The 21141-nt window shown below is 44.2% G+C and carries 20 protein-coding genes; 6 read left to right on the top strand and 14 right to left on the bottom strand.

Annotation, left to right across the window (positions count from 1 at the left end; all coding sequences use genetic code 11):
- Window positions 1-257 precede the first annotated feature (257 nt).
- The gene (locus tag FTV48_RS15180) at window positions 258-548 is read left to right on the top strand and encodes a GNAT family N-acetyltransferase (protein WP_005096971.1); all 291 of its coding nucleotides are present in this window, start codon (window positions 258-260) and stop codon (window positions 546-548) included.
- 116 nt (window positions 549-664) lie between these two features.
- Window positions 665-1552: a DMT family transporter gene (locus tag FTV48_RS06260; RefSeq protein WP_005096969.1), complete on the top strand. Its 888-nt coding sequence runs from the start codon at window positions 665-667 to the stop codon at window positions 1550-1552.
- A gap of 69 nt (window positions 1553-1621) precedes the next feature.
- On the opposite strand, the gene pcaD is transcribed toward FTV48_RS06260, so the two are convergent.
- The 12 genes from pcaD to FTV48_RS06200 all read right to left on the bottom strand — a co-directional run bounded on the left by pcaD (window position 1622) and on the right by FTV48_RS06200 (window position 12821).
- A complete protein-coding gene (pcaD, locus tag FTV48_RS06255) occupies window positions 1622-2401 on the bottom strand; it encodes a 3-oxoadipate enol-lactonase (RefSeq protein ID WP_005170799.1) in 780 nt (259 codons plus the stop codon).
- A 63-nt stretch (window positions 2402-2464) separates the two neighbouring features.
- The gene (gene pcaF, locus FTV48_RS06250) at window positions 2465-3670 is read right to left on the bottom strand and encodes a 3-oxoadipyl-CoA thiolase (protein ID WP_005096966.1); all 1206 of its coding nucleotides are present in this window, start codon (window positions 3668-3670) and stop codon (window positions 2465-2467) included.
- Window positions 3671-3796: 126 nt separating this feature from the next.
- Window positions 3797-4450, bottom strand: a complete 654-nt coding sequence (locus FTV48_RS06245) for a 3-oxoacid CoA-transferase subunit B (RefSeq protein WP_159515746.1) — start codon at window positions 4448-4450, stop codon at window positions 3797-3799.
- Window positions 4451-4469: 19 nt separating this feature from the next.
- Window positions 4470-5141 (bottom strand): 3-oxoacid CoA-transferase subunit A, encoded by a 672-nt coding sequence (locus tag FTV48_RS06240; protein WP_005096964.1) that lies wholly within the window; start codon window positions 5139-5141, stop codon window positions 4470-4472.
- Between the two features lie 43 nt (window positions 5142-5184).
- Window positions 5185-6399 (bottom strand): benzoate/H(+) symporter BenE, encoded by a 1215-nt coding sequence (gene benE, locus FTV48_RS06235; RefSeq protein ID WP_074382750.1) that lies wholly within the window; start codon window positions 6397-6399, stop codon window positions 5185-5187.
- Window positions 6400-6459: 60 nt separating this feature from the next.
- Entirely contained in the window at window positions 6460-7245 is a 786-nt protein-coding gene (benD, locus tag FTV48_RS06230) for a benzoate diol dehydrogenase BenD (RefSeq protein WP_179999712.1), read from the bottom strand.
- A gap of 24 nt (window positions 7246-7269) precedes the next feature.
- Entirely contained in the window at window positions 7270-8286 is a 1017-nt protein-coding gene (gene benC / locus FTV48_RS06225; RefSeq protein WP_005096960.1) for a benzoate 1,2-dioxygenase electron transfer component BenC, read from the bottom strand.
- Window positions 8287-8376: 90 nt separating this feature from the next.
- Window positions 8377-8868: a benzoate 1,2-dioxygenase small subunit gene (benB, locus tag FTV48_RS06220; RefSeq protein WP_005170815.1), complete on the bottom strand. Its 492-nt coding sequence runs from the start codon at window positions 8866-8868 to the stop codon at window positions 8377-8379.
- Window positions 8865-10253 (bottom strand): benzoate 1,2-dioxygenase large subunit, encoded by a 1389-nt coding sequence (gene benA / locus FTV48_RS06215; protein WP_074382752.1) that lies wholly within the window; start codon window positions 10251-10253, stop codon window positions 8865-8867. The genes benB and benA overlap by 4 nt, the downstream gene beginning before the upstream one ends.
- A 74-nt stretch (window positions 10254-10327) precedes the next feature.
- The gene (gene catA, locus FTV48_RS06210) at window positions 10328-11248 is read right to left on the bottom strand and encodes a catechol 1,2-dioxygenase (RefSeq protein WP_005170822.1); all 921 of its coding nucleotides are present in this window, start codon (window positions 11246-11248) and stop codon (window positions 10328-10330) included.
- A 157-nt stretch (window positions 11249-11405) separates the two neighbouring features.
- Window positions 11406-11696, bottom strand: coding sequence for a muconolactone Delta-isomerase (catC, locus tag FTV48_RS06205; RefSeq protein ID WP_005170825.1), 291 nt, complete (start codon window positions 11694-11696; stop codon window positions 11406-11408).
- 15 nt (window positions 11697-11711) lie between these two features.
- Window positions 11712-12821 carry a muconate/chloromuconate family cycloisomerase gene (locus FTV48_RS06200; protein ID WP_005170827.1) on the bottom strand — a complete coding sequence of 370 codons (1110 nt, stop codon included), beginning with the start codon at window positions 12819-12821 and terminating at the stop codon, window positions 11712-11714.
- Window positions 12822-12936: 115 nt separating this feature from the next.
- On the opposite strand from FTV48_RS06200, the gene FTV48_RS06195 reads away from it, so the two are divergent.
- From FTV48_RS06195 to FTV48_RS06185, 3 genes are all read left to right on the top strand, one after another.
- Complete coding sequence (locus tag FTV48_RS06195; RefSeq protein ID WP_005096953.1) at window positions 12937-13848, top strand: LysR family transcriptional regulator; 912 nt, start codon at window positions 12937-12939, stop codon at window positions 13846-13848.
- A 229-nt stretch (window positions 13849-14077) separates the two neighbouring features.
- Entirely contained in the window at window positions 14078-15448 is a 1371-nt protein-coding gene (locus tag FTV48_RS06190; RefSeq protein WP_005170831.1) for an aromatic acid/H+ symport family MFS transporter, read from the top strand.
- A gap of 111 nt (window positions 15449-15559) precedes the next feature.
- Entirely contained in the window at window positions 15560-16873 is a 1314-nt protein-coding gene (locus FTV48_RS06185; protein WP_179999710.1) for a DcaP family trimeric outer membrane transporter, read from the top strand.
- 63 nt (window positions 16874-16936) lie between these two features.
- Here the strand turns inward: FTV48_RS06185 and FTV48_RS06180 are convergent, their stop codons facing one another.
- On the bottom strand, window positions 16937-18343 hold the full coding sequence (locus FTV48_RS06180) for a PLP-dependent aminotransferase family protein (protein WP_179999709.1): 1407 nt from the start codon (window positions 18341-18343) through the stop codon (window positions 16937-16939).
- A gap of 471 nt (window positions 18344-18814) precedes the next feature.
- Between FTV48_RS06180 and FTV48_RS06175 the strand changes: the two genes are divergently transcribed.
- On the top strand, window positions 18815-20452 hold the full coding sequence (locus FTV48_RS06175) for a long-chain-fatty-acid--CoA ligase (RefSeq protein WP_179999707.1): 1638 nt from the start codon (window positions 18815-18817) through the stop codon (window positions 20450-20452).
- A gap of 150 nt (window positions 20453-20602) precedes the next feature.
- On the opposite strand, the gene FTV48_RS06170 is transcribed toward FTV48_RS06175, so the two are convergent.
- Window positions 20603-20914, bottom strand: a complete 312-nt coding sequence (locus FTV48_RS06170) for a hypothetical protein (RefSeq protein WP_005096948.1) — start codon at window positions 20912-20914, stop codon at window positions 20603-20605.
- Between the last annotated feature and the right edge of the window lie 227 nt (window positions 20915-21141).

Genomic DNA, 21141 nt, shown 5'->3' with positions numbered 1-21141 from the left:
CTCGTTATTTTTAAATAGAAAAAGATTGCTTAGAGAAATACAAATTGACAGATGATCTGTTTTTGCAACAAAGCCAGGTTAAGGTGAAATTTAAAATAATATGAACATTAGAAAAGCTACTGTTCAGGATACATCTGCTATCGTAGAAGTCATTGCACCATTTGTAGAGGCTGTCACTACGGCAGAAGAGGGACGCTTACGTTTTAAAGCTGAAGTAATTCAAACCATTTTTGAACGGCCAGATAATTTATTATTATGTGGCTGAAATTGACCGCAGAATAGTCGGTGTGGTGGCTTATATAGCACCTGTACATTTCATGCATTTTTTCTTGAATAAGGCTTATCAAGGTCAAGGTTACGGTCGCCAAATGTGGCGCTTTTTAGAAAAACATATTCGTAGCCAAGGTCATCAATCTATTACTGTAAAATCCAGTTTATATGCTTTGGATATTTATAAACGCTTCGGTTTTGTTGAAATGGGCGAATACACTGAGGAAAATGGCATTCGTTTTATTCCCATGCGAAAAGACTACTTAGCTGAAATTTAAACCATCTAAAAACAATCCAAACTTTCCGCTATTCACCTTCACTCCATTTTTAATTAGTCATGCCTTTTACTTAGGCATAGAATTGGTTCACTTTTGTTATATATGCAAATCATTTTATGGCAATCAGCTGGATCTTTTTCACCTTAATGGCTGCATTTATGCAGGCATGGCGTAATGCATTTCAAAAACAGCTGAGCACTACGGTCGATGTTTGGGGGGTCACGCTGGCACGGTTTATCTTTGCCTTGCCCTTTGCAATAATCTATCTGTCCAGTCTTTATCACTTCAAGCCCGTTGAAAATATTATCCATTTTACTCCCAGGTTTTGGGTCTATATTGTGATTGCTGGTTCAAGCCAGATTTTAGCGACTGCCTTGATGGTGAAGCTGTTTCAACAAAAAAATTATGCGATTGGGGTCGGTTTGGCTAAAAGTGAAGCCATTCTTGCCGCCGTCATTGGTGTCGTGTTTTTAGCCGATCATTTATCGGTACTGGCCTGGATCGGTGTGGTACTCGGTGCTTATGCTGTATTCCTGCTGAGTAAAGGCCAGCAGATCAGCGGATTTTCTGCCCAGACCTTAGCGATTGGAATCGGCAGCGGCTTAAGTTTTGCGATTACCTCACTCTTGGTCAGGGAGGCGAGTCTGGAGCTAAGCACATTGCCAACTGTCCATCGTGCTGCATGGGTACTGCTGATGGTCATCAGTTTTCAATGCATCAGTATGCTGATCTATCTGAGTCTATTTAGCCGCCAGACTTTAGTGGCCATGTGGCAACGCTTGAGATTAACCTTTAAAGTCAGCGTGTGCAGCTTTATGGCATCGCTGGGCTGGTTTACTGCCATGAGCATGATGAGTGTGCCCATTGTCAAAACACTAGGTCAAATCGAGATTTTATTTAGTATGCTGATTTCTGCATATTTCTTTAAGGAGAAACTGGCACGTGCCGAACATTGGGGGTTGGGCTTGGTGGTGATCGCTGCGATTTTGGTCATTTGGGCTTAATGCTGACTCCATCTTGATAAAAAAAAGCCACTGATGATGATCAGTGGCTTTTTTCTTTTTTTGAGCAGTTTAAGCTGCAATAAATGCCTGAACTGCCTGATTGAACGCTTCAGGTTGCTCGACATTGGAAATATGCGATGCATTGATTTCAAACAGTTGGCTATTGGCAATGCTGGCTTGCATCGACTGACCATCAGCAACAGTCGTTACAGGATCTTGCTGACCTGCCACAATCAATACAGGAACTGAAATTGTCTTTAACTGTTCACGTAAATCCGCTTTAGCCAAAGCTTCACAGCAACTCGCATAACCTTCCGGGCTGCCAGCTCCAAGGTCGTTTGAAAGTTCTGCAACAATTGCTGCGTTGCTTTGAATAAAGGGTTCGGTAAACCAGCGTGATGCTGCGGTCGATGCAATCGGTGCCAAGCCTTGCTCACGCACCAGTGCAGCACGTTCCAGCCAGGCCTGTTCCTGACCAATTTTGGCTGCCGTATTACACACAATCACTTGGTTAAAGCGTTCTGGGCGGTTAATTGCCAGCCATTGGCCAGTCAGACCACCCATGGAAATGCCACAGAAAGCAGCTTTCTGGATATTTAAATGATCCAGTAGATTCACTACATCTTGACCCAGTTGATCCAGGGTATATGGCCCTTGTGGTGCGCTCGAGCCACCGTGACCACGGGTGTCATAACACACCACGAAATAATCTTTCTGGAAAAATTCAATTTGTGGCTGCCACATGCTGAATTTGGTGCCCAATGAATTGGAGAACACAATTGCAGGTTTAGAGGCATCCCCAAAAGTCTGGTAATTAATTTGTGCATCGTTAGATGTAAATGTTGGCATTAAAATCCCTCCCGACCTCCCTTTAAAAAAGGGAGGGGAAATTTTCATTAAGTGATATTGCTTTTAGACGCGTTCGATAATCAAAGCAATACCTTGACCGACACCAATACACATTGAACAGAGTGCATATTGACCGCCAGTTTGTTCCAGCTGGTTCAAGGCAGTGGTCACCAGACGTGCACCAGAGGCGCCGAGTGGATGACCCAATGCAATTGCGCCACCGTTCGGATTGACTTTTTCCGAGCCGTCTTCAATGCCTAGATCACGGGTACATGCCAGTGCTTGGGCCGCAAAAGCTTCATTCAGCTCGATCACATCCATCTGCTCTAGCGTTAAACCGGTTTGAGCAAGTAGCTTTTTGATAGCAGGTGCCGGGCCAAATCCCATGATGCGCGGCTCAACACCCACAACTGTTGAGCCAATAATTTTGGCACGTGGTTTTAAACCGTATTGCGCAATCGCTTCATCAGACGCGATCAGTAGGGCGGCAGCACCATCGTTAATGCCTGAAGCATTACCGGCTGTAACTGTACCATCTGCTTTGACCACAGGTTTCAGTTTTGCCAGAGCTTCTGCAGTGGTAGAGGCACGTGGATGTTCATCTTTATCTACGACCACCGGATCGCCTTTACGTTGTGGAATCACCACCGGAATGATTTCTTTATCAAAGAAACCCTTGGCTTGTGCTGCGGCTGTACGTTGCTGGCTGCTCAGGGCAAATTTGTCCTGATCTTCACGGTTAATCCCAAACTGTTCAGCGACATTTTCAGCCGTTTGCGGCATGGTTTCTACGCCGTACATGTCTTTGAGTTTCGGGTTAATGAAACGCCAGCCCATGGTGGTATCTTCGATTTTCTGACTACGGCCATAGGCGGTTTCTGATTTACCCATGACAAAGGGTGCACGAGACATTGACTCGACACCACCGGCAATAATCAGATGGGCTTCACCCGCTTTAATCGCACGTGCAGCCATGGAGATAGTATCTAGCGATGAACCACATAGGCGGTTGACTGTAGTTGCAGGCACTTGATAAGGCACACCTGCAAGCAGCGCTGACATACGGCCAACGTTACGGTTATCTTCACCGGCCTGGTTGGCACAGCCATAGATCACATCATCGACCTGTTCCCAGTTCACCGATGGATTACGTTCTATTAAGGCTTTGATTGGAAGTGCACCGAGATCATCAGTACGAACAGGAGCGAGGCCACCGGCATAACGGCCGAATGGGGTACGGATGGCATCGATAATATAGGCGTTTTTCATGTTTTTACTTTCCAAATCTTTGAATCCCTCCCAACCTCCCTTTACTAAAGGGAGGCGTTTTTCCCGGAATTTAAAGGGTGAAAGTCCCTCCTTTAATAAAGGAGGGATTTAGGGAGGATTTATGAATTAGTTTTGAGTCGCATCAATCAGCTTGGCGCCAGTCAATGACTGCAATTCTTCGAATGACAGACCTTCGACTTTCTCAATCACTTTCATGCCTTCGCTGGTGATATCAATCACACACAGGTCGGTATAGATACGATCCACACATTTCAAACCAGTCGCCGGATAAGACAGTTCAGCCACAATTTTTGGCTCGCCTTTCTTCGTGACGTGATCGGTGGTGATGAAAACTTTCTTGGCACCCACAGCCAAATCCATTGCACCGCCCACAGCCGGAATCGCATCCGGTGCGCCAGTATGCCAGTTGGCCAGATCACCATTTTCAGCAATCTGGAAGGCACCCAATACCGCGATGTCTAAATGACCGCCACGCATCATCGCGAAGGAATCACCATGATGGAAGAATGAACCCCCTTCCAGTAAGGTTACGAATTCTTTACCAGCATTGATCAGCTCTGGATCACGGTCTTCTTCAGCAGGAGGAGGACCAAAAGCCAACAGGCCATTTTCAGAATGTAGGAATACATCTTTATCTGAAGGCAGGTAGCTGGAAATTTTGGTTGGCAAGCCGATGCCCAGGTTGACATAAGCACCATCAGGAATGTCTTGTGCCACACGTTCAGCGATCTGGTCACGGGTCAGTTTGCTATAGCTCATTATTTATCTCCGATGCCAATTATTGTGCAGGTTTAACTTGAACAACGTGTTGAACAAAAATTCCCGGGGTGATGATGTGCTCTGGATCCAGTGCACCGAGTTCCACGACTTCAGACACTTGAGCAATGGTGATATCTGCGGCCATCGCCATGATCGGGCCAAAGTTACGGGCAGATTTGCGATATACCAGATTGCCCCAACGGTCGCCTTTAGAGGCTTTAATCAAAGCAAAGTCCGCTTTAATTGGATTTTCTAAAACGAAGTCTTTGCCTTCGTAATTTAAAGTCGGTTTGCCTTCAGCCAGCAAGGTACCAAAACCGGTCGGCGTGTAGATTGGACCTAAGCCCATACCTGCGGCCTGAATACGGCAAGCCAGATTACCTTGCGGCACCAGTTCCAGTTCGATCTTACCTGCACGGTAAAGTTCATCGAATACCCAGGAATCAGACTGACGCGGGAAAGAGCAAATGATTTTACGTACAGCCCCGGCTTTCAGCAGTTTCGCCAAACCGTAGTCGCCATTGCCGGCATTGTTATTGACGATAATTAAGTCTTTGATACCCAATTCGATCAGACCATCAATCAGTTCAGCAGGCTGACCTGCTGTACCGAAACCACCAATCATGATGGTTGAACCATCTTTGATCTGGGAGAGTGCTTCTTTCAATGACAATGAACTTTTATCTATCATAATCTGGTCCTTTCATATCCTAAACTTATGGATGTCTTTAAACTCATTTTGAATCTGATGCTGCAAGCGGAACAGCGTTACGGTCTTTCTGTGACAATACAAAGTGCGCCACCAAACCAATACAAATCCCCCAAAAGACTGAGCTCAGTCCAAGGAACTGCATACCAGATGCAGTCGCCAAAAAGGTGATTAGGGCAGCATCACGTTGTGATTCTTTGCCCATTGCAACGGAAATATTGGTGGCAATTGCACCGAGCAATGCCAGTCCTGCCAAAGCCGCAATGAGTTCTTTGGGCATCAGGCTAAACAGCATGACAATGCTGCCGGCAAATAAGCCGCCTAAAATATAAAAAAGCCCATTGGCCACGCCGGCGATATAACGCTTTTCTTTCAGTTCATGGGCATCTTTACCCAAACATAAAGCAGCCGTGATTGAGGCCAGTACAATGGTAATGCCGCCTACACAGGCCACCGCAAGCGAAGCAATACTGGTCACACTAATAATAGGTTTGGCCGGCATGTCATAACCGCTGAGCTTGATAATACTCATGCCTGGTAAAAACTGGCCAGAAAGACTGACTAAAATCAGCGGTAGTGCCAGATTCAAGGTAGAGTTCCAGGTCCATTCCGGGGCAATAAATTGTGGAATCGCCAAGCTAAAATCAGCGGTTACCGGGTTAATTTTGCCCAGTAACAGACTTAAAACCACACCTGCCACTAATACCCAAACCATGGCATAGCGTGGGCTGAAACGCTTGGCCAGTAAAAATACTGCCAGCATGCCAAACACAATGTAGGGCATGGTATCGGTTGCCGTAAACAGACCTAAACCAAACTGCAATAAAATCCCGGCCATCATTCCGGCAGCCACTTCCTGAGGAATCCAGGACAGCAATTTGTCGAAATAACCGGTGATCCCAATGAAAAAAATCACCACGGCAGAGGTGATATAGGCAGCAACCGCTTCATTGAGCGAAATATCAGGAAAAAGCGTGACTAATAAAGCCGTTCCGGGTGCAGACCAGGCAGTCACCACCGGTATTTTGTATTTAATCGATAAGAAAATACCGGCAAGTGCAGCACCAATAGAAATTCCCCAAATCCATGAAATCATCATGTCTGGGGAAACTTGGGCTTGTTGAGCAGCCTGGAAAAAAATGATTAGTGGGCCTGAATAGGAAATCAGTACTGCTAAAAATCCTGCAACAGTTGCTGAAATTGACCAATCATTTTTTAATGTCTGAAACAGGGTGTTCATTGGTGATGTGCCTCCTTGCGTCAAACCATGATCCTGTTAAAAAAAAGTCATGATCAGGATTTAGCCCTGATCACCACCACCGACCGGTACGACGGTACCAGTCATATACGATGATTCATCCGAAGCCAGGAATACAATGGCATTCACCTGTTCCTGAATCGTACCGTAGCGACCCATAAAAGTACGGTCAATGGTCTGATCAACCACTTGCTGCATCCAGTCTTTTTCTGATTCAGTCAGCGGATTGGCATTGCGTGGCACTTTACGCGGTGGTGCTTCGGTACCGCCAGTTGCAATCGCATTGACACGAATTCCATCTTTGGCATGTTCAAAGGCGAGGGAAGCGGTCAAACCGTTCACACCACCTTTAGATGCTGAATATGGAACACGGTTAATACCACGTGTGGCAATAGAAGATACGTTTACAATTGTACCTTTCTGATTTTTAATCATTTCTGGAAGAACTGCACGGCAGCACCACAGCGTTGGGAACAGTGAGCGGTTCACCTCCTTGATAATTTCCTCTTCAGAAAATTCTTCAAAAGGTTTCATCCAAATCGCGCCGCCAACATTGTTGATCAGGACATCGACACGGCCATAAGTTTGCAGCGCTTTGGCGACAACAGATTCTGCGCCGGCAAAGGTTTCCAGATTGGCTTTGACAGTAATCGCATCACCGCCAGTGGCTTCAATTTCAGCCAGAACTTCCTCTACAAAAGGGGAAAGATCCGCCATGACGACTTGTGCGCCTTCGTTTGCCACTTGCAGCGCCACACCGCGCCCGATGCCTTGGGCAGCACCGGTCACGATCACGACTTTATTTTCAAATCTTTTTGCACGGTTCATTCTATTCTCCGGTTCAGTCTGAACTTAGTTTGCAGAGAATTTTTCAAACAGGAAGTTTGCAGGTTTAACGCCTTCAGCATCTAACCAGCCGCGAACTGCTTCAACCATTGGCACAGGACCACACAGATAAATATCCACCTCACCCGCATTGAGCCATTCTTTTTCGATATGACCGGTCACATAGCCTTTACGCTCATGATTAGATTCTGGATTCGCAATCACAGTACGGTATTCGAACCAAGGGAATTTATCTTGCAGCTCATTTAATTTTTCAATCGCCACCAGGTCAAAATCATTGGTCACACCAAACACCAGACGCACTGGATGTTCTGAACCTTTTTCTTCTAAGACTTGCAGCATCGACATAAACGGCGCGATCCCTGTACCACCCGCCAGCATCAGCACCGGCCGTGTCACATTACGCAGGTAGAAGCTACCAAATGGACCCGTGAAAGTCATTTTGTCGCCAGCTTTGGCATTGACGCTTAAAAATTCACTCATTTTACCGTTTGGCACGTTACGTACCACAAACCCGGTTAAACGGTTACCTGGTTTTGAACTGAATGAATAAGAACGGGTTTCAGTCGTTCCCGGAATACCGACATTGACATATTGACCGGCAAGGAAGTGAATGTCTGCCTGACCTTCGTCTAACTGAATATCAAAAGTAATAGTCGAGTCAGATAAGTTCTCTACGCGTGCCAAAGTACCCTGGAAGGCATGAATTTCAGTTTTACAGACCTCAGAAGATGCCTGGATCTGGAATACTGCATCTGAAGTTGGTTTACATTGACAAGCCAGAATAAAGCCTTCAGCGGCTTCTTCAGGCGTTAATGCATCTTCAATATAAGTTTCTTCAGGCATGTCATACGAACCTGATTCACAAAACGCACGACACGTTCCACAAGCACCATCACGGCAATCCAAAGGAATATTGATCTTTTGACGGTAAGCTGCGTCTGACAGTGTTTCTCCGTCAGAAACAGAAATAAAACGTGTAACGCCATCTTCAAATTGAAGTGCAACATTGTGGTTTGACATGGCTGAATATCCTATATAAATCTTTGTAACTGAGCCTTTCAGTCAATTTTCCATCTGACTGAAAGGCTTAACCTGGCTGTATGAACAGTCTTAGAGGTGATAAATATCGATGACCTGGTTGATGTAATCGTTTTTCAGTACCACGTATTTGCTTAAAATTTGTGGTTTATCGCCTGAAAAGTCGATTTCATAACGTGACATACCGAAGTAGCTGTAGCTGTTTTTGTAACGGAAACTCAAAGTGTTCCAGTTAAAACGTACAGTCACTTTGTCACCATCACGTTCTACAATTTCAATATTGCTGAGGTTATGGCAGGTACGTGTGTCCGGCATGGTTGCAGACGAACGTTCAGTCTTGATACGGAACACACGGTCTTCCAGTCCTTGACGATCCGGGTAGTAAATCAACGAGATTTCAGACTGTGGATCTGTGGTCAGTTTGTCGTCATCATCCCAGGCTGGCATCCAGAAAGACGCAGTAGGGGCATAACAAGTTAACCAGTCATCCCATTGCTCATCATCTAAAAAGCGTGCTTCCTGATACAGGAACTGCGCAATATTTTCTAAAGTGATGTCGCTCATGCGTTTTCTCCTTCAGTCGATGCTGCAATTTCTTTCTCAGACGCGATACCTTTCTTGATTAGTTCCAACCAATATTGATGCTGAGCCAGATACAGACCTTCATCTTCCGTTTTAATACCAGATAGTTTTGGTTTTAAACCGATTTCGTTCGCTGCATCATCTGGACCATGGATCCAGTGTTTTGAACCGCGACACATGTCGTTCCATTCCAGTGCAATACCGGCATAACCTGCCTGACAGGCACGGAATTCTTCAAGATCGTCTGGCGTTGCCATACCTGATGCGTTAAAGAAATCTTCATACTGACGGATACGACGGGTACGTGCTTCTGGCTCTTCACCGACAGGCGCGATACAGTAGATGGTCACTTCAGTCTTATCGACAGAAATCGGGCGCAGTACACGAATTTGTGAACCGAACTGATCCATGAAGTAAACGTTTGGATAGATACACAGGTTACGTGAACGTTCGATCATCCATTTCGCCATGGCTTCGCCATATTGCTCGGTGTATTCATCTTTCTTGGCAAAGTTAGGACGGTCTTCCGGGTTCGCCCATTGCGTCCAAAGTAGCATGTGACCATGTTCAAAGCCGTAAGAACCACCGCCTTGTTTGCCCCATGAACCTGCGCTCATGGCACGGATGTTATCACCCGCTTCTTTTTCTTTACGTTGCTGAGTCGTGGCAGCATAGTTCCAGTGTACAGCAGACACGTGATAACCATCGGCACCGTTTTCAGCAGTCAACTTCCAGTTGCCTTCATAAGTATAAGTTGAAGAACCACGTAATACTTCCAGACCTTGCTCAGACTGACCCACGATCATGTCAATGATTTTGGTTGCTTCACCCAGGTATTCTTCCAGAGAAGGGACATCCGGATTCAAACTACCAAACAGGAAGCCTTTATAGTTTTCAAAGCGCGCTACTTTTTTCAGGTCATGTGAACCATCTTTATTAAAACAGTCTGAATAACCTGCCTCAGCCGGGTCTTTAACTTTTAATAACTTACCGGAGTTATTGAACGTCCAGCCATGGAAGGGGCAAGTATAGGTCGCTTTATTGCCCTTCTTGTTACGGCACAACTGTGCACCGCGATGCGAACAGGCATTAATCATTGCATTCAGTTCACCTTGACGGTTACGTGCAATGATAATGGGTTGACGGCCCATATAAGTGGTATAGAAATCGTTGTTGTTTGGAATCTGGCTTTCATGTGCCAGATAAACCCAGTTGCTTTCAAAGATGTATTTCATCTCCAGGTCAAACAGGGCTTGATCTGTGAATACTGAACGGTGCAGTTTAAATTCACCAGATTCAAAATCATCCACCAGTAATTCGTCAATGCGATCTAAATGGCTGGTGTTAATTACGGGAATACGAGGCATGTCCTTTCTCCGACTTTCCTGGGGGGAAGTCAGCGGGATATATCTTTGAAACATACCCCGCTTCTATAGTTGTATTAAGCGCTAGCGCGGCGACGATCAACTTCAGTCGTTGGTGCAGCAGCTTGTTCTTTGACAAGTTCAATATCGAACTGGATGTGTTTGAAAGGACCTTTTAAGCCACGTTTTGCAATTTCAGCTTCATCAGTCACATCCACCGCAGTTGCCACCAGGCCTTCACGGGTTGCGAATGCAAAGTCATCCCACAGGTACTGGTCGCCTTCGATGTTGAATTGAGTGGTCAGCTTGCGGTAGCCCGGTGCAGATACGAAGTAATGCACATGCGATGGACGGTTACCGTGACGGCCTAATTTGTCCAGTACAAACTGGGTGGTACCTTCTGGAGGGCAGCCATAACCGACCGGCATTGTTGTGAGTGCAACGTATTTGCCGTCTTGGTCACTGAAGATAGAGCGACGTAAGTTGAAATCAGACTGTGACTTATCAAAGAATGAATAGTTCCCTAGGCTGTTGGCATGCCAAATTTCAACTTTAGCGCCTTCGATGATATTGCCTTCAGTATCCGTCACTGTCCCTTCAATGATCAACGTTGGGATTTTGTCTGATTCAGAACCATCATCCATACGTGCAAAGCCAACTGACTCTGGTGCACCTGAGACATAAAGTGGGCCTTCAATGGTACGTGGTGTACCACCGCTAATTCCTGCTTTTGCATCTGCTTCATCAGCACGTAGGTCCAAGTAATGCTCTAGACCCAAACCTGCAGCCAATAGACCTAGCTCGTTTGCTTGGCCTGCATCAGTAAAGTATTCAAGACCTTTCCACAATTCAGTTTGTGAAATATCAAGATCTTCGATCGCCTGGAAAAGATCACCGAGTAAACGTACAGTAATTTGCTGTACACGCTCATCTACAGGACCTGTCGCAGTGTCGACATTCATTTGTTTTACTAATGCATCAATTTCTTGGCGATTCATACTATTACTCCTCAGTATGTCTACATTCTTTTATGTGGCGCGCTGTTTAGCTTGCTCTGGCTGGCTAAATCTTGCTGGCCACAATCCTTGTTTGGTTACCCTCTGGTCTTGCTGTGAGAGGGGGAATAACGTTATTCCCCAATTCCCATATTCTTAATTAGCTGTCGTCATCACGAATAGAAGAAGGGTGACGATTCAATGCCATCACTTCGATCTTCATATAGGGATAGAGTGGCAGGCCCTGAAGCAGGCTGTGCAATTCTTCATTGCTTTCAACATCAAAAATACTGATGTTTGAATACTGGCCAGTGATTCGCCAGATATGGCGCCATTTACCCTGACGTTGCAAGTCGTGGGAATAGGCTTTTTCAATGGCCTTGATTTCATTGGCCTGTTCCACTGGCATATCCTGTGGAATGTTCACGTCCATCCGTACATGGAAAAGCATGGGTATCTCCTCGAATTATTGACGACGCAAGTTGTCAATCTTGTTTTCATCCAACTCAATCCCCAGACCAGATCCTTTCGGAATCTCAAGTTCAAAGTTTTGATAGTTGAGTGGGGTTTTCAAAATATCTTCAGTCAGTAGCAAAGGACCAAACAGTTCAGTACCAAAAGCTAATGTTTCAAAGGTTGAAAATACATGTGCCGAAGCAATCGTGCCGACCGGACCTTCCAGCATGGTGCCGCCGTACAGATCGATTCCTGCAAGTTTGGCAATATTTCCGACTTCACAACCTTCGATCAGACCACCTGACTGGGCAACTTTCACTGCAAAAACAGATGAACCGTTTTGTTTTGCAATTTCATAGGCTGAATGTGGGCCCATTAAAGATTCGTCTGCCATGATGGCAATATCAAAACGTCGGGTGAGACGGCGCATTGCATCGAGGTTATCAATCGCACATGGCTGCTCAATCAGATCAACACCGCCGTCTTGCAGCAACTGAATTCCTTTAATGGCGTCTAATTCTGACCAGGCACGGTTGACATCGACACGAATCGAAATGTCTTTGCCCAGGGCTTTTTTAATCGCCAGCACATGCTCAACATCTTCTTCAACTGGACGGGAACCAATTTTGAGTTTGAAAATGTTATGGCGTTTTGCTGCAATCATTTTTTCTGCTTCAGCAATATCTTTTTCTGTATTGCCTGAAGCCAAGACCCAAAGCACTGGAATACTGTCACGTAAGCGGCCACCTAAGACCTCACTGAGCGGCTGCTGCATGCGCTGTGCCTGAATATCTAGCAGGGCAGTCTGAATCGCGCATTTGGCAAAACGGTTACCATTAATATTCTTTTTGATCGCTTGTAATGTTTGTGCAACATTTAAACCGGATAATGTCTTTAAAAGGGGGGCGAAATAAGTTTCAATATTGACTTTAACGCTTTCCGGGCTTTCATCACCATAACCTAAGCCGCCGATCGTCGTTGCCTCACCCCAACCGATATAACCATCTTCAGTGGTGATTTTAACTAAGACCAGGGTCTGGGTTTGCATCGTCGCCACAGCCATCTTGTGAGGGCGAATGGTCGGGATTTCTACCAGCAAGGTTTCAACTGACTTATACATAATACGGATTCACATTCTTGCTTTAATGCTTCGATTTGATATACCTTAAAAGAATAATGTTGATTGGTCTAAGATCGATTTAGCATTTTTTTATACTTTAAAGGTATTCTAGATCATGGAACTTAGACATTTACGCTATTTTGTTGCGGTGGTAGAAGAGCAAAGTTTTACTAAAGCGGCAGAAAAACTATTTATTGCTCAGCCTCCTTTAAGCAGACAGATCCAAAACCTTGAAGCAGAGCTGGATATTCAGTTATTTGAGCGTGGTAGCCGTCCATTGAAGACCACAGAAGCAGGTCAGTTCTTCTATCAGCACGCTGTTAAACTTTTGTCTAATGCGGAAGAGATTAAGTCGATGACCAAGCGCATCGGCATTGCAGATCGCACCATTACCATCGGTTTTGTTGGTTCTTTATTGTTCGGTTTGCTGTCGCGTATTCTGTTTTTGTTTAAACAGCAGCATCCTTATCTCAAAATCGAGATGATGGAAATGAATACTTATGAACAGATTCAGGCCCTCAAAGAAGGCCGTATAGATGTCGGTTTTGGCCGCTTAAGAATCTCGGATCCGGCCATAAAGCGGGTGTTGTTGCGTGAAGAGCGTTTGGTGGTGGCAGCACATGCCAGTCATGTTCTTGCTCAACGCGAGAGCCTGCATTTATCTGAACTGGTCGATCAGCAGTTGTTTTTATATCCGAATACGGGAAAGGCCAATTTTGCCACCCAGGTGCGCGGCATATTTTCTGAGTATGGATTAGAGCCTAAAAATCTGCGGATTGTACGCGAATTGCAGCTGGCACTCGGTTTTGTAGCGGCGGGAGAGGGTGTTTGTATCGCACCGGAAAGTGCACAAAATATTAAATTGGCCCATCTCAACTTTATACCTTTAGCAGATGCATTTGCTGTGAGTCCTGTATTTATGGCCATGCGTAATATGGATGAAAGTGAATATATCCGCTACCTATTTGATGCTGTCTATCAAGTCTATGATCTTGAAGCATTAAAGTATGATCGTTCGGTGTTTTAAGTCCAATCAATCATTTCAAGAGGCACAGCAATCAGCAGCTCTTGGCAAGTTTATTAGCCTATATTAAAAAATATTCCACCATTCAATAATATATTTTTTAATTAATTTAAATGTTTAGCCTGAATCAGACTTTATAGGTATAAAGGCATGCCTATTCAGTTTTGGACATTATTCTGCATCTTCTTCATTGTGGCTTTCATAAATTGAACTTCACAATCTGGAGGTGGAGATGTCTACAAATAAAGTGAATATAAATACGCTGATTGATGAAGCAAAGTTCACGCCCTTTCATTGGGGCGTGCTGATCTGGTGTTTGCTGATCATTATTTTTGATGGCTATGATCTGGTGATCTATGGGGTCGCCTTGCCTCTGTTGATGCAAGAATGGTCATTAACTACAGTGCAAGCCGGGATGCTGGCCAGTACCGCATTATTTGGCATGATGTTTGGTGCCATGACTTTTGGAACCTTGTCCGATAAGTTAGGTCGTAAAAAAACCATCATGATGTGCGTGGCTATTTTTAGTGGATTCACATTCATCGGTGCTTTTGCGACATCACCGGTCGAATTCGGAATCTTACGTTTCCTTGCCGGCTTAGGGATTGGCGGGGTTATGCCGAACGTGGTGGCCTTGATGACCGAATATGCGCCTAAGCGTATCCGCAGTACTTTGGTGGCCTTAATGTTTAGTGGCTATGCGATTGGCGGTATGACCTCTGCGCTGTTAGGTGCATGGCTGGTGCCACAATATGGCTGGAAAATCATGTTCTTGTTAGCCGGTATTCCACTGTTACTTTTGCCAATTCTTTGGAAATACTTGCCAGAATCGCTGATGTACTTGACCAACAAGCAACAGACTGCACAAGCAAATGATATTATTCAAAAAATATCTCCGACACAGGTTATTACCAGTGACACCCAGTTTGTACTGAATGAAGTACAAAAAGGCGATGAAGCCCCATTAAAAGCACTATTTCAACAAGGTCGCAGCTTCAGTACCTTCATGTTCTGGCTGGCGTTTTTTATGTGCCTATTAATGGTCTATGCCTTGGGAAGCTGGTTACCTAAACTGATGATTCAGGCCGGTTACTCGCTAGGTGCCAGTATGATCTTCCTGTTTGCATTAAATATTGGGGGTATGGTCGGTGCAATTGGCGGTGGTTATCTGGCAGATCGTTTCCACATCAAAAAAGTCCTCACGATCATGTTCTTATGCGGAGCAATCGCCCTGATCTTGCTTGGCTTTAACAGTCCGCAGTTTGTGCTCTATACCCTGATTGCTGTAGCAGGTGCTGCAACGATTGGCTCACAAATTCTACTCTATACCTTTGTTGCGCAATATTATCCATCGACGGTGCGTTCTACCGGCATGGGCTGGGCATCAGGGATTGGACGTATTGGGGCGATTGTTGGTCCGGTACTGACCGGTGCTTTATTAACCATGAATTTACCGCATCAAATGAACTTCTTTGCTATTGCGATTCCTGGCGTGATTGCTGCGCTGGCAATTTTCCTGGTGAACTTAAAAAGCTCTGTAGATGGTCAAGCCCTTACAGCGAAGACTATTCAGCCAGATTCACTGGCAGAAAAGACCAGTTAATGAATTAAACTATAGTTAATAAAGATAGTATTACCAATGATATAGATCGCCATCGTAACGGGTGGTGATCTGTTGCTAGAATCTAGTCGAACAATAAAAAGCGAGTTTAGGATGAACACGACACTATTCACCACAACAATCAATAAGCCAACACGAAAACACACGCTTTTGATGAGCATGATTGCAATCAGTATGGGGAGCATGAGCTTATCGGTTCAAGCACAAACCACGCAAAGCAGTCAGCAGGAAATTGAACAACTGCGCCAGGAAGTTCAGGCCTTACGTGCCTTGATTGAACAGCAGCACGTTCAGAAAGCGGCTGTAACTGCGCCGGTCGTCGCATCTACACCTGCAACTCCAGCCAGCAAACCGGTGATGAAAATCGCCAGTGGTGCCGAGTTTAATCTATACGGAAACATTCGTGCCGATGCATCTTATCAGGCTGAAGGTGGTTTACCAGTCCGCATGTTCAACCAGATCGGTTCAGTACCACTTGAAGGTGCTGGGGAGCGTAGTGATGAGTTTAAGTCGACACTTTCTGCCACGCGTTTAGGGATGGATTTTAAAGCACCTGTAGGTGCTGGGGATAAAGCACTCAGCGGTAAAGTTGAGGTGGACTTTTTAGGTGGGGCCGGCTTTGACAACCTGCGAATTCGTCATGCTTATATCAGCTATGCTAACTGGCTGATCGGTCAAACCTGGTCAAACTTTGCCACGCCAGACTATATTCCGGAAACTGTAGATGCTCTGGTATATGCTGGGGGTTCGATTAAACGCACACCACAAGTGCGCCACACCAGCACTTTCAGCCCTGAAACCAATCTGGTCGTTGCAGTGGAAGATCCGAAAGACGGTACAATTAAACAACGTCTGCCTGCTTTAACCGCACGTTTAAATCATAAATTTGCCGATAATTTTGCAGTCAGTGCACGTGCCATGGGTCATGAAAAACGCATCAATGAAAATGAAGAAATGGCGTGGGGCGTAGGGCTGGGGGCGAAATATGACATTGTACCGGGGACGACTTTAAAAGCGGATTATTATCATGTCAAAGGCGATAGTAGCTTTGTCTCGAATGCCAATACGGGTGTAGTAGTAGCAGGCAGCGATCTTTACCAAAGTGAATTCGATTCGATTTCGGTAGGTTTAACCCAGCAATTTAATGACAAATTGCGCGGTACTTTGGGCTATGGTTATATGAGTTTTGATGAGGATGCTGGTTATTTAGCTGCTGTTGATCAAACCAAAACCAACAAGGATCTTTGGCAAGCGTGGGCAAACGTGTTCTATAGCCCAACCAAGCCACTCAGTTTTGGTTTGGAATATGTCTACGGTGAACGTGAGGCAGTAGCTGCAGCTACACCAAATGGCAGTAATAAAGGTGAAGACAACCGAATCAATGCGGTTGCCATTTACAACTTCTAAGATGCTTGTAAATTCGGGTATCTTGACCTAAAAAAAGCGTGGATGAACTCATTCACGCTTTTTCTATTTCTGCTGAATGGTATCTGCTAAAAGATTCACTGCATTTTCTATCTCGGCGGTCCATTCAAAAGAACAATTCAGGCGCATATAATGCTGACTGGCATGATCCGGTTTAAACAATAATGCAGGGGCGATTGAAATACCTTTCTGAATCAGTTGCTCATAAAGCACCTGTCCATCTAGACCATTTGGCAATTCGATCCAGAGAAAATAACCACTGGAATAATAGTAAATTTTACATGTAGGCGCTAAGCGGTTTTTGAGTTCCTGATAAAACTTCTTTTTATATTTTTCCAGATTATATCTTAGCTGTCGTAAATGTTTTTCATAATGATGATGCGAAATAAATTCTACCAGCGTGTTCTGGAGTAAGGGACTGACCGTTAAAGTGCTCATGAGCTGCAAATGCTGAATGGCATCGGAAAATGGACCGGCATAGACCCAACCGACGCGTGCGCCCATGCCTAGTGTTTTGGAAAATGAAGCACAGTGCAGCACCATCTGATGCTGGTCAAAATATTTAACCGGTAGCGGTTTGGATGAACCATAATTCAATTCCTGATAAACATCATCTTCGATTAAATAGACCTGATATTCATACAAAAGTTCAGCAATTCTCTGTTTAATTTCCGAACTAACAGTAAAGCCAATCGGATTATGCGCGTTCAGCATTAGCCAGCACACCTTGATCGGATACTGTTTCAAAGCCTGTTCAAATGATGCCAGATCAAAACCGAATTGCGGATGCTCAGGGATAGTAATCACCTGTAGCCCCAAACGCTCGGCTGCCTGCCAGGCCCCATAAAATATGGTTTGTTGCAGCAGGATAAAATCACCGGGTTGGGTCAATGCCTGTAAAGACAGATTCAGTGCTTCTAATGCACCGGATGTAATGACAATGTCATCTGCATGGCAAGCAATGCCTTGCAACTGGTAACGATTGGCAATCAGTTGGCGTAAATCCTGATTGCCAGGCGGCATATGATTCTGGTTGTTATAACTGCTTTTTCTTTTGGCCTGCTGCGCCAGAATCTGCATAAATTTGGCGTTATATAACAGCTCTGCATTGGGAAATGCGGAACCAAAAGGCACAATTTCTGCTGCTTGGATCGATTTTAAATAATTAAATACCACAGAGTTGATTTGAACTTTTGGGCTTAAACTAATCTGGATTGGTTGTTTGCTGTTGACCAGATCTGTAGAACGCTCTGCAACGTAATAGCCGGATTTATCTCTGGCATAAACCAGACCTTGCGCTTCAAGTTCCTGATAAGCATTGAGTACCGTCATCAGGCTATAGCCAGACAATTGGGTCTGTTCGCGGAGTGAAGGTAATTTTTCATGTACCCTCCATACGCCGTTTTCAATCATCTGACGGATATTCTGCGCCAGTTTTTCAGACTTATACATACACTTGCTTGAACTAAGACTGTTCTAATTATTTTGATTTATAGCATATTTCAAGATGCTCAATATAACAAATTAAGGTTAATGTGGTTGTCAGTCTATTTTCAAGCTGGCGTTCTATCGATCTGCTGTACTGTTCTTCTAAGATCAGTATCCAAGTAAATATTTCCATTCAAATGGGATGGTTGTATTAATCGGGTCGACATGAACTCAATACATGATCATTAAATTGAATATCAGGTCTCAACCTTTCTAGGGAAATTCTCTACCTCTCCATCAATCGTATTCTAATTTTTATACGCCTGAGTCACTTCTCTTAATTTGTCACAATTCGATACTTACAAATTCAGATTTACTTGCTAAATTCAGTCCACATGATGATAAAAACTATGTCACGGTCTTAGACCGAACCATCATGTATATATAACAACGATACGAATACACGGACCAATAACAAGCACAAAGGAGTGGACAATGCTCGGAAATATGATGTTTCAGCCTTTACTGATCAGCAGCATGATTGAACATGCAGGGCGCTATCATGCCGATACCGAGGTAATTTCCAAAAATACCGACACCAGCATTAAGGTGACCAACTGGGGCAAAATTCATCAAAACTCGAAACGTTTTGCCAAGGTATTGCAACAACTCGGCTTGGAACAGGGAGATCGGGTTGCCACCATTGCCTGGAATAATCATCGCCATTTAGAGTCCTGGTATGCTATTTCTGGCAGCGGTCTGGTCTGTCATACCATTAATCCGCGCCTGTTTCCGGAGCAGCTGATTTTTATTATGAATGATGCGGCAGATCGTGTGGTCATCTTTGATAAAACATTTGTACCTTTAATCAAAGCGGTAAAACCGCTGCTGACCTCAGTCGAGCATTTTATCTGTCTGGATGCTGCCGATCCGAGCGTCACTGAAGCCATTCCAGAAGTGCAATTTTATGATGATCTGATTGCCAGTCAACACACAGAATTTGAATGGCCAATCATTGATGAAAACTCAGCCAGTTCACTGTGCTATACATCAGGAACCACGGGCAACCCTAAAGGCGTGCTATATAGCCACCGCTCTACTGTATTACATAGCTATGCCATCATTTTACCGGACTCACTAAATGTCTCGGCTGCCGATATTATGTTGCCAGTGGTGCCGATGTTCCATGTGAATGCATGGGGCACGCCATACGCGGCGGCCATGGTGGGATGTACGCTGGTACTGCCGGGGCCAGGTCTTGATGGTGTTAGTCTGGTGAATCTGATTGATACGTATAAAGTTTCAGTGGCGCTTGGCGTGCCAACCATCTGGCAGGGTTTGATTGCCGCAGCAAACCAGTCAGGTTCCAAGCTGGAAAGTCTGAAACGTAATGTAATCGGAGGATCGGCCTGTCCACCGGCAATGTTACGAACTTTCAAAGAGCAGTTTAACTGTGAAACAATTCATGCTTGGGGCATGACGGAAACAGGTCCAGTGGCTACTGCCAATCAGCTCAAAGCCAAACATTTGCAGCTATCAGATGAAGAAAAACAGCAGATTCGTCTGTCTCAAGGCCGACCGCCATTTGGGGTTAGTGTACGTTTAACTGATGTAGAAAAATGTACGCATGAAATTGAACGAGATGGTGAAACTATCGGAAGTTTACAGGTGAAAGGGCACTGGGTTATTAATAAGTATTTCGGTAAGCAAGAATCTCCATTGACTGAGGATGGTTGGTTAGATACAGGGGATATTGGCACGCTGAATCAAGATGGTTTTGTAAAACTCAGTGACCGTTCCAAAGATTTAATCAAGTCTGGCGGCGAATGGATTTCATCGGTGGATCTGGAAAATATTGCCATGGGACATCCGGAAATTGCGATGGCGGCGGTGATTGCCGCCCAGCATCCAAAGTGGGATGAACGTCCGGTATTGATTGCAATTAAAAAATCGGACAGTCAGCTGAGTGAGACAGAGCTACTCGATTATTATGCTGATAAAGTCGCTAAATGGCAGGTTCCAGACAGAGTGGTTTTTGTAGACTCAATTCCACTAAGTGGAACTGGAAAGATGCTGAAAAAAGATTTGCGGGAACTCTATGGGAATATTCTTTTAGAGCAGGCTGTCGGTTAGAGCCTCAACATGAAATTTTGATTGAGCCATATATGACATATCTTTTGTCATAAGAAAAGCCTATTCTAGAGAGGATAGGCTTTTTATAAATACTCATATCATTGATTTTTAAAGTTATATATGGAGTTTTAGGGCATTGGTTTTAGAAAATTATAAAATCTTAAATTTCTTTTTCATAAAGTAAAAAGCTAATAAAACACTTAACCAAAATAAATAATTTAAAAGAAAATAGTTAAAGAGAAATTCATCTTGATCCCAGAAAATAAATAACACACTTATATTATTAGCAGGTGATGTAAAATCTCCATCAATTAAGAATACAAAAGGAAATCCTCCTGCAAGTCTATGTACTTCCTCAATTTGATCTACCACTATACGATTAATAGGGATGTATCTTTGATAAAACAAAGATACCGAGGTTAGTGCAAAAGATAAAATGCTGATATATAATATTTTTTTCATAGACTAATTCTTTGTCTTTTAAGTTTATCAAAAACAACCAATAACACAGCCAGGAAATAGAGTCAGAAGAATGGTTGGTATATTGCTATACATTTCAACTATTCTTTAAAAAACTACCCTTTACGAATTTGTCTAAAAAGAATAAAACTAACGTAGCAATAATTAGAGAAGCTAATATATACGGTTAGCAATTTAAGGATGCTATGTTATCAATTCAAATTACTAGA

Source organism: Acinetobacter sp. YH18001 (assembly GCF_013416975.1).
GTDB classification, from domain to species: domain Bacteria; phylum Pseudomonadota; class Gammaproteobacteria; order Pseudomonadales; family Moraxellaceae; genus Acinetobacter; species Acinetobacter pseudolwoffii.
Note: the sequence above shows the minus strand (reverse complement) of the source record. Positions and strands in the feature narration are given on the sequence as shown.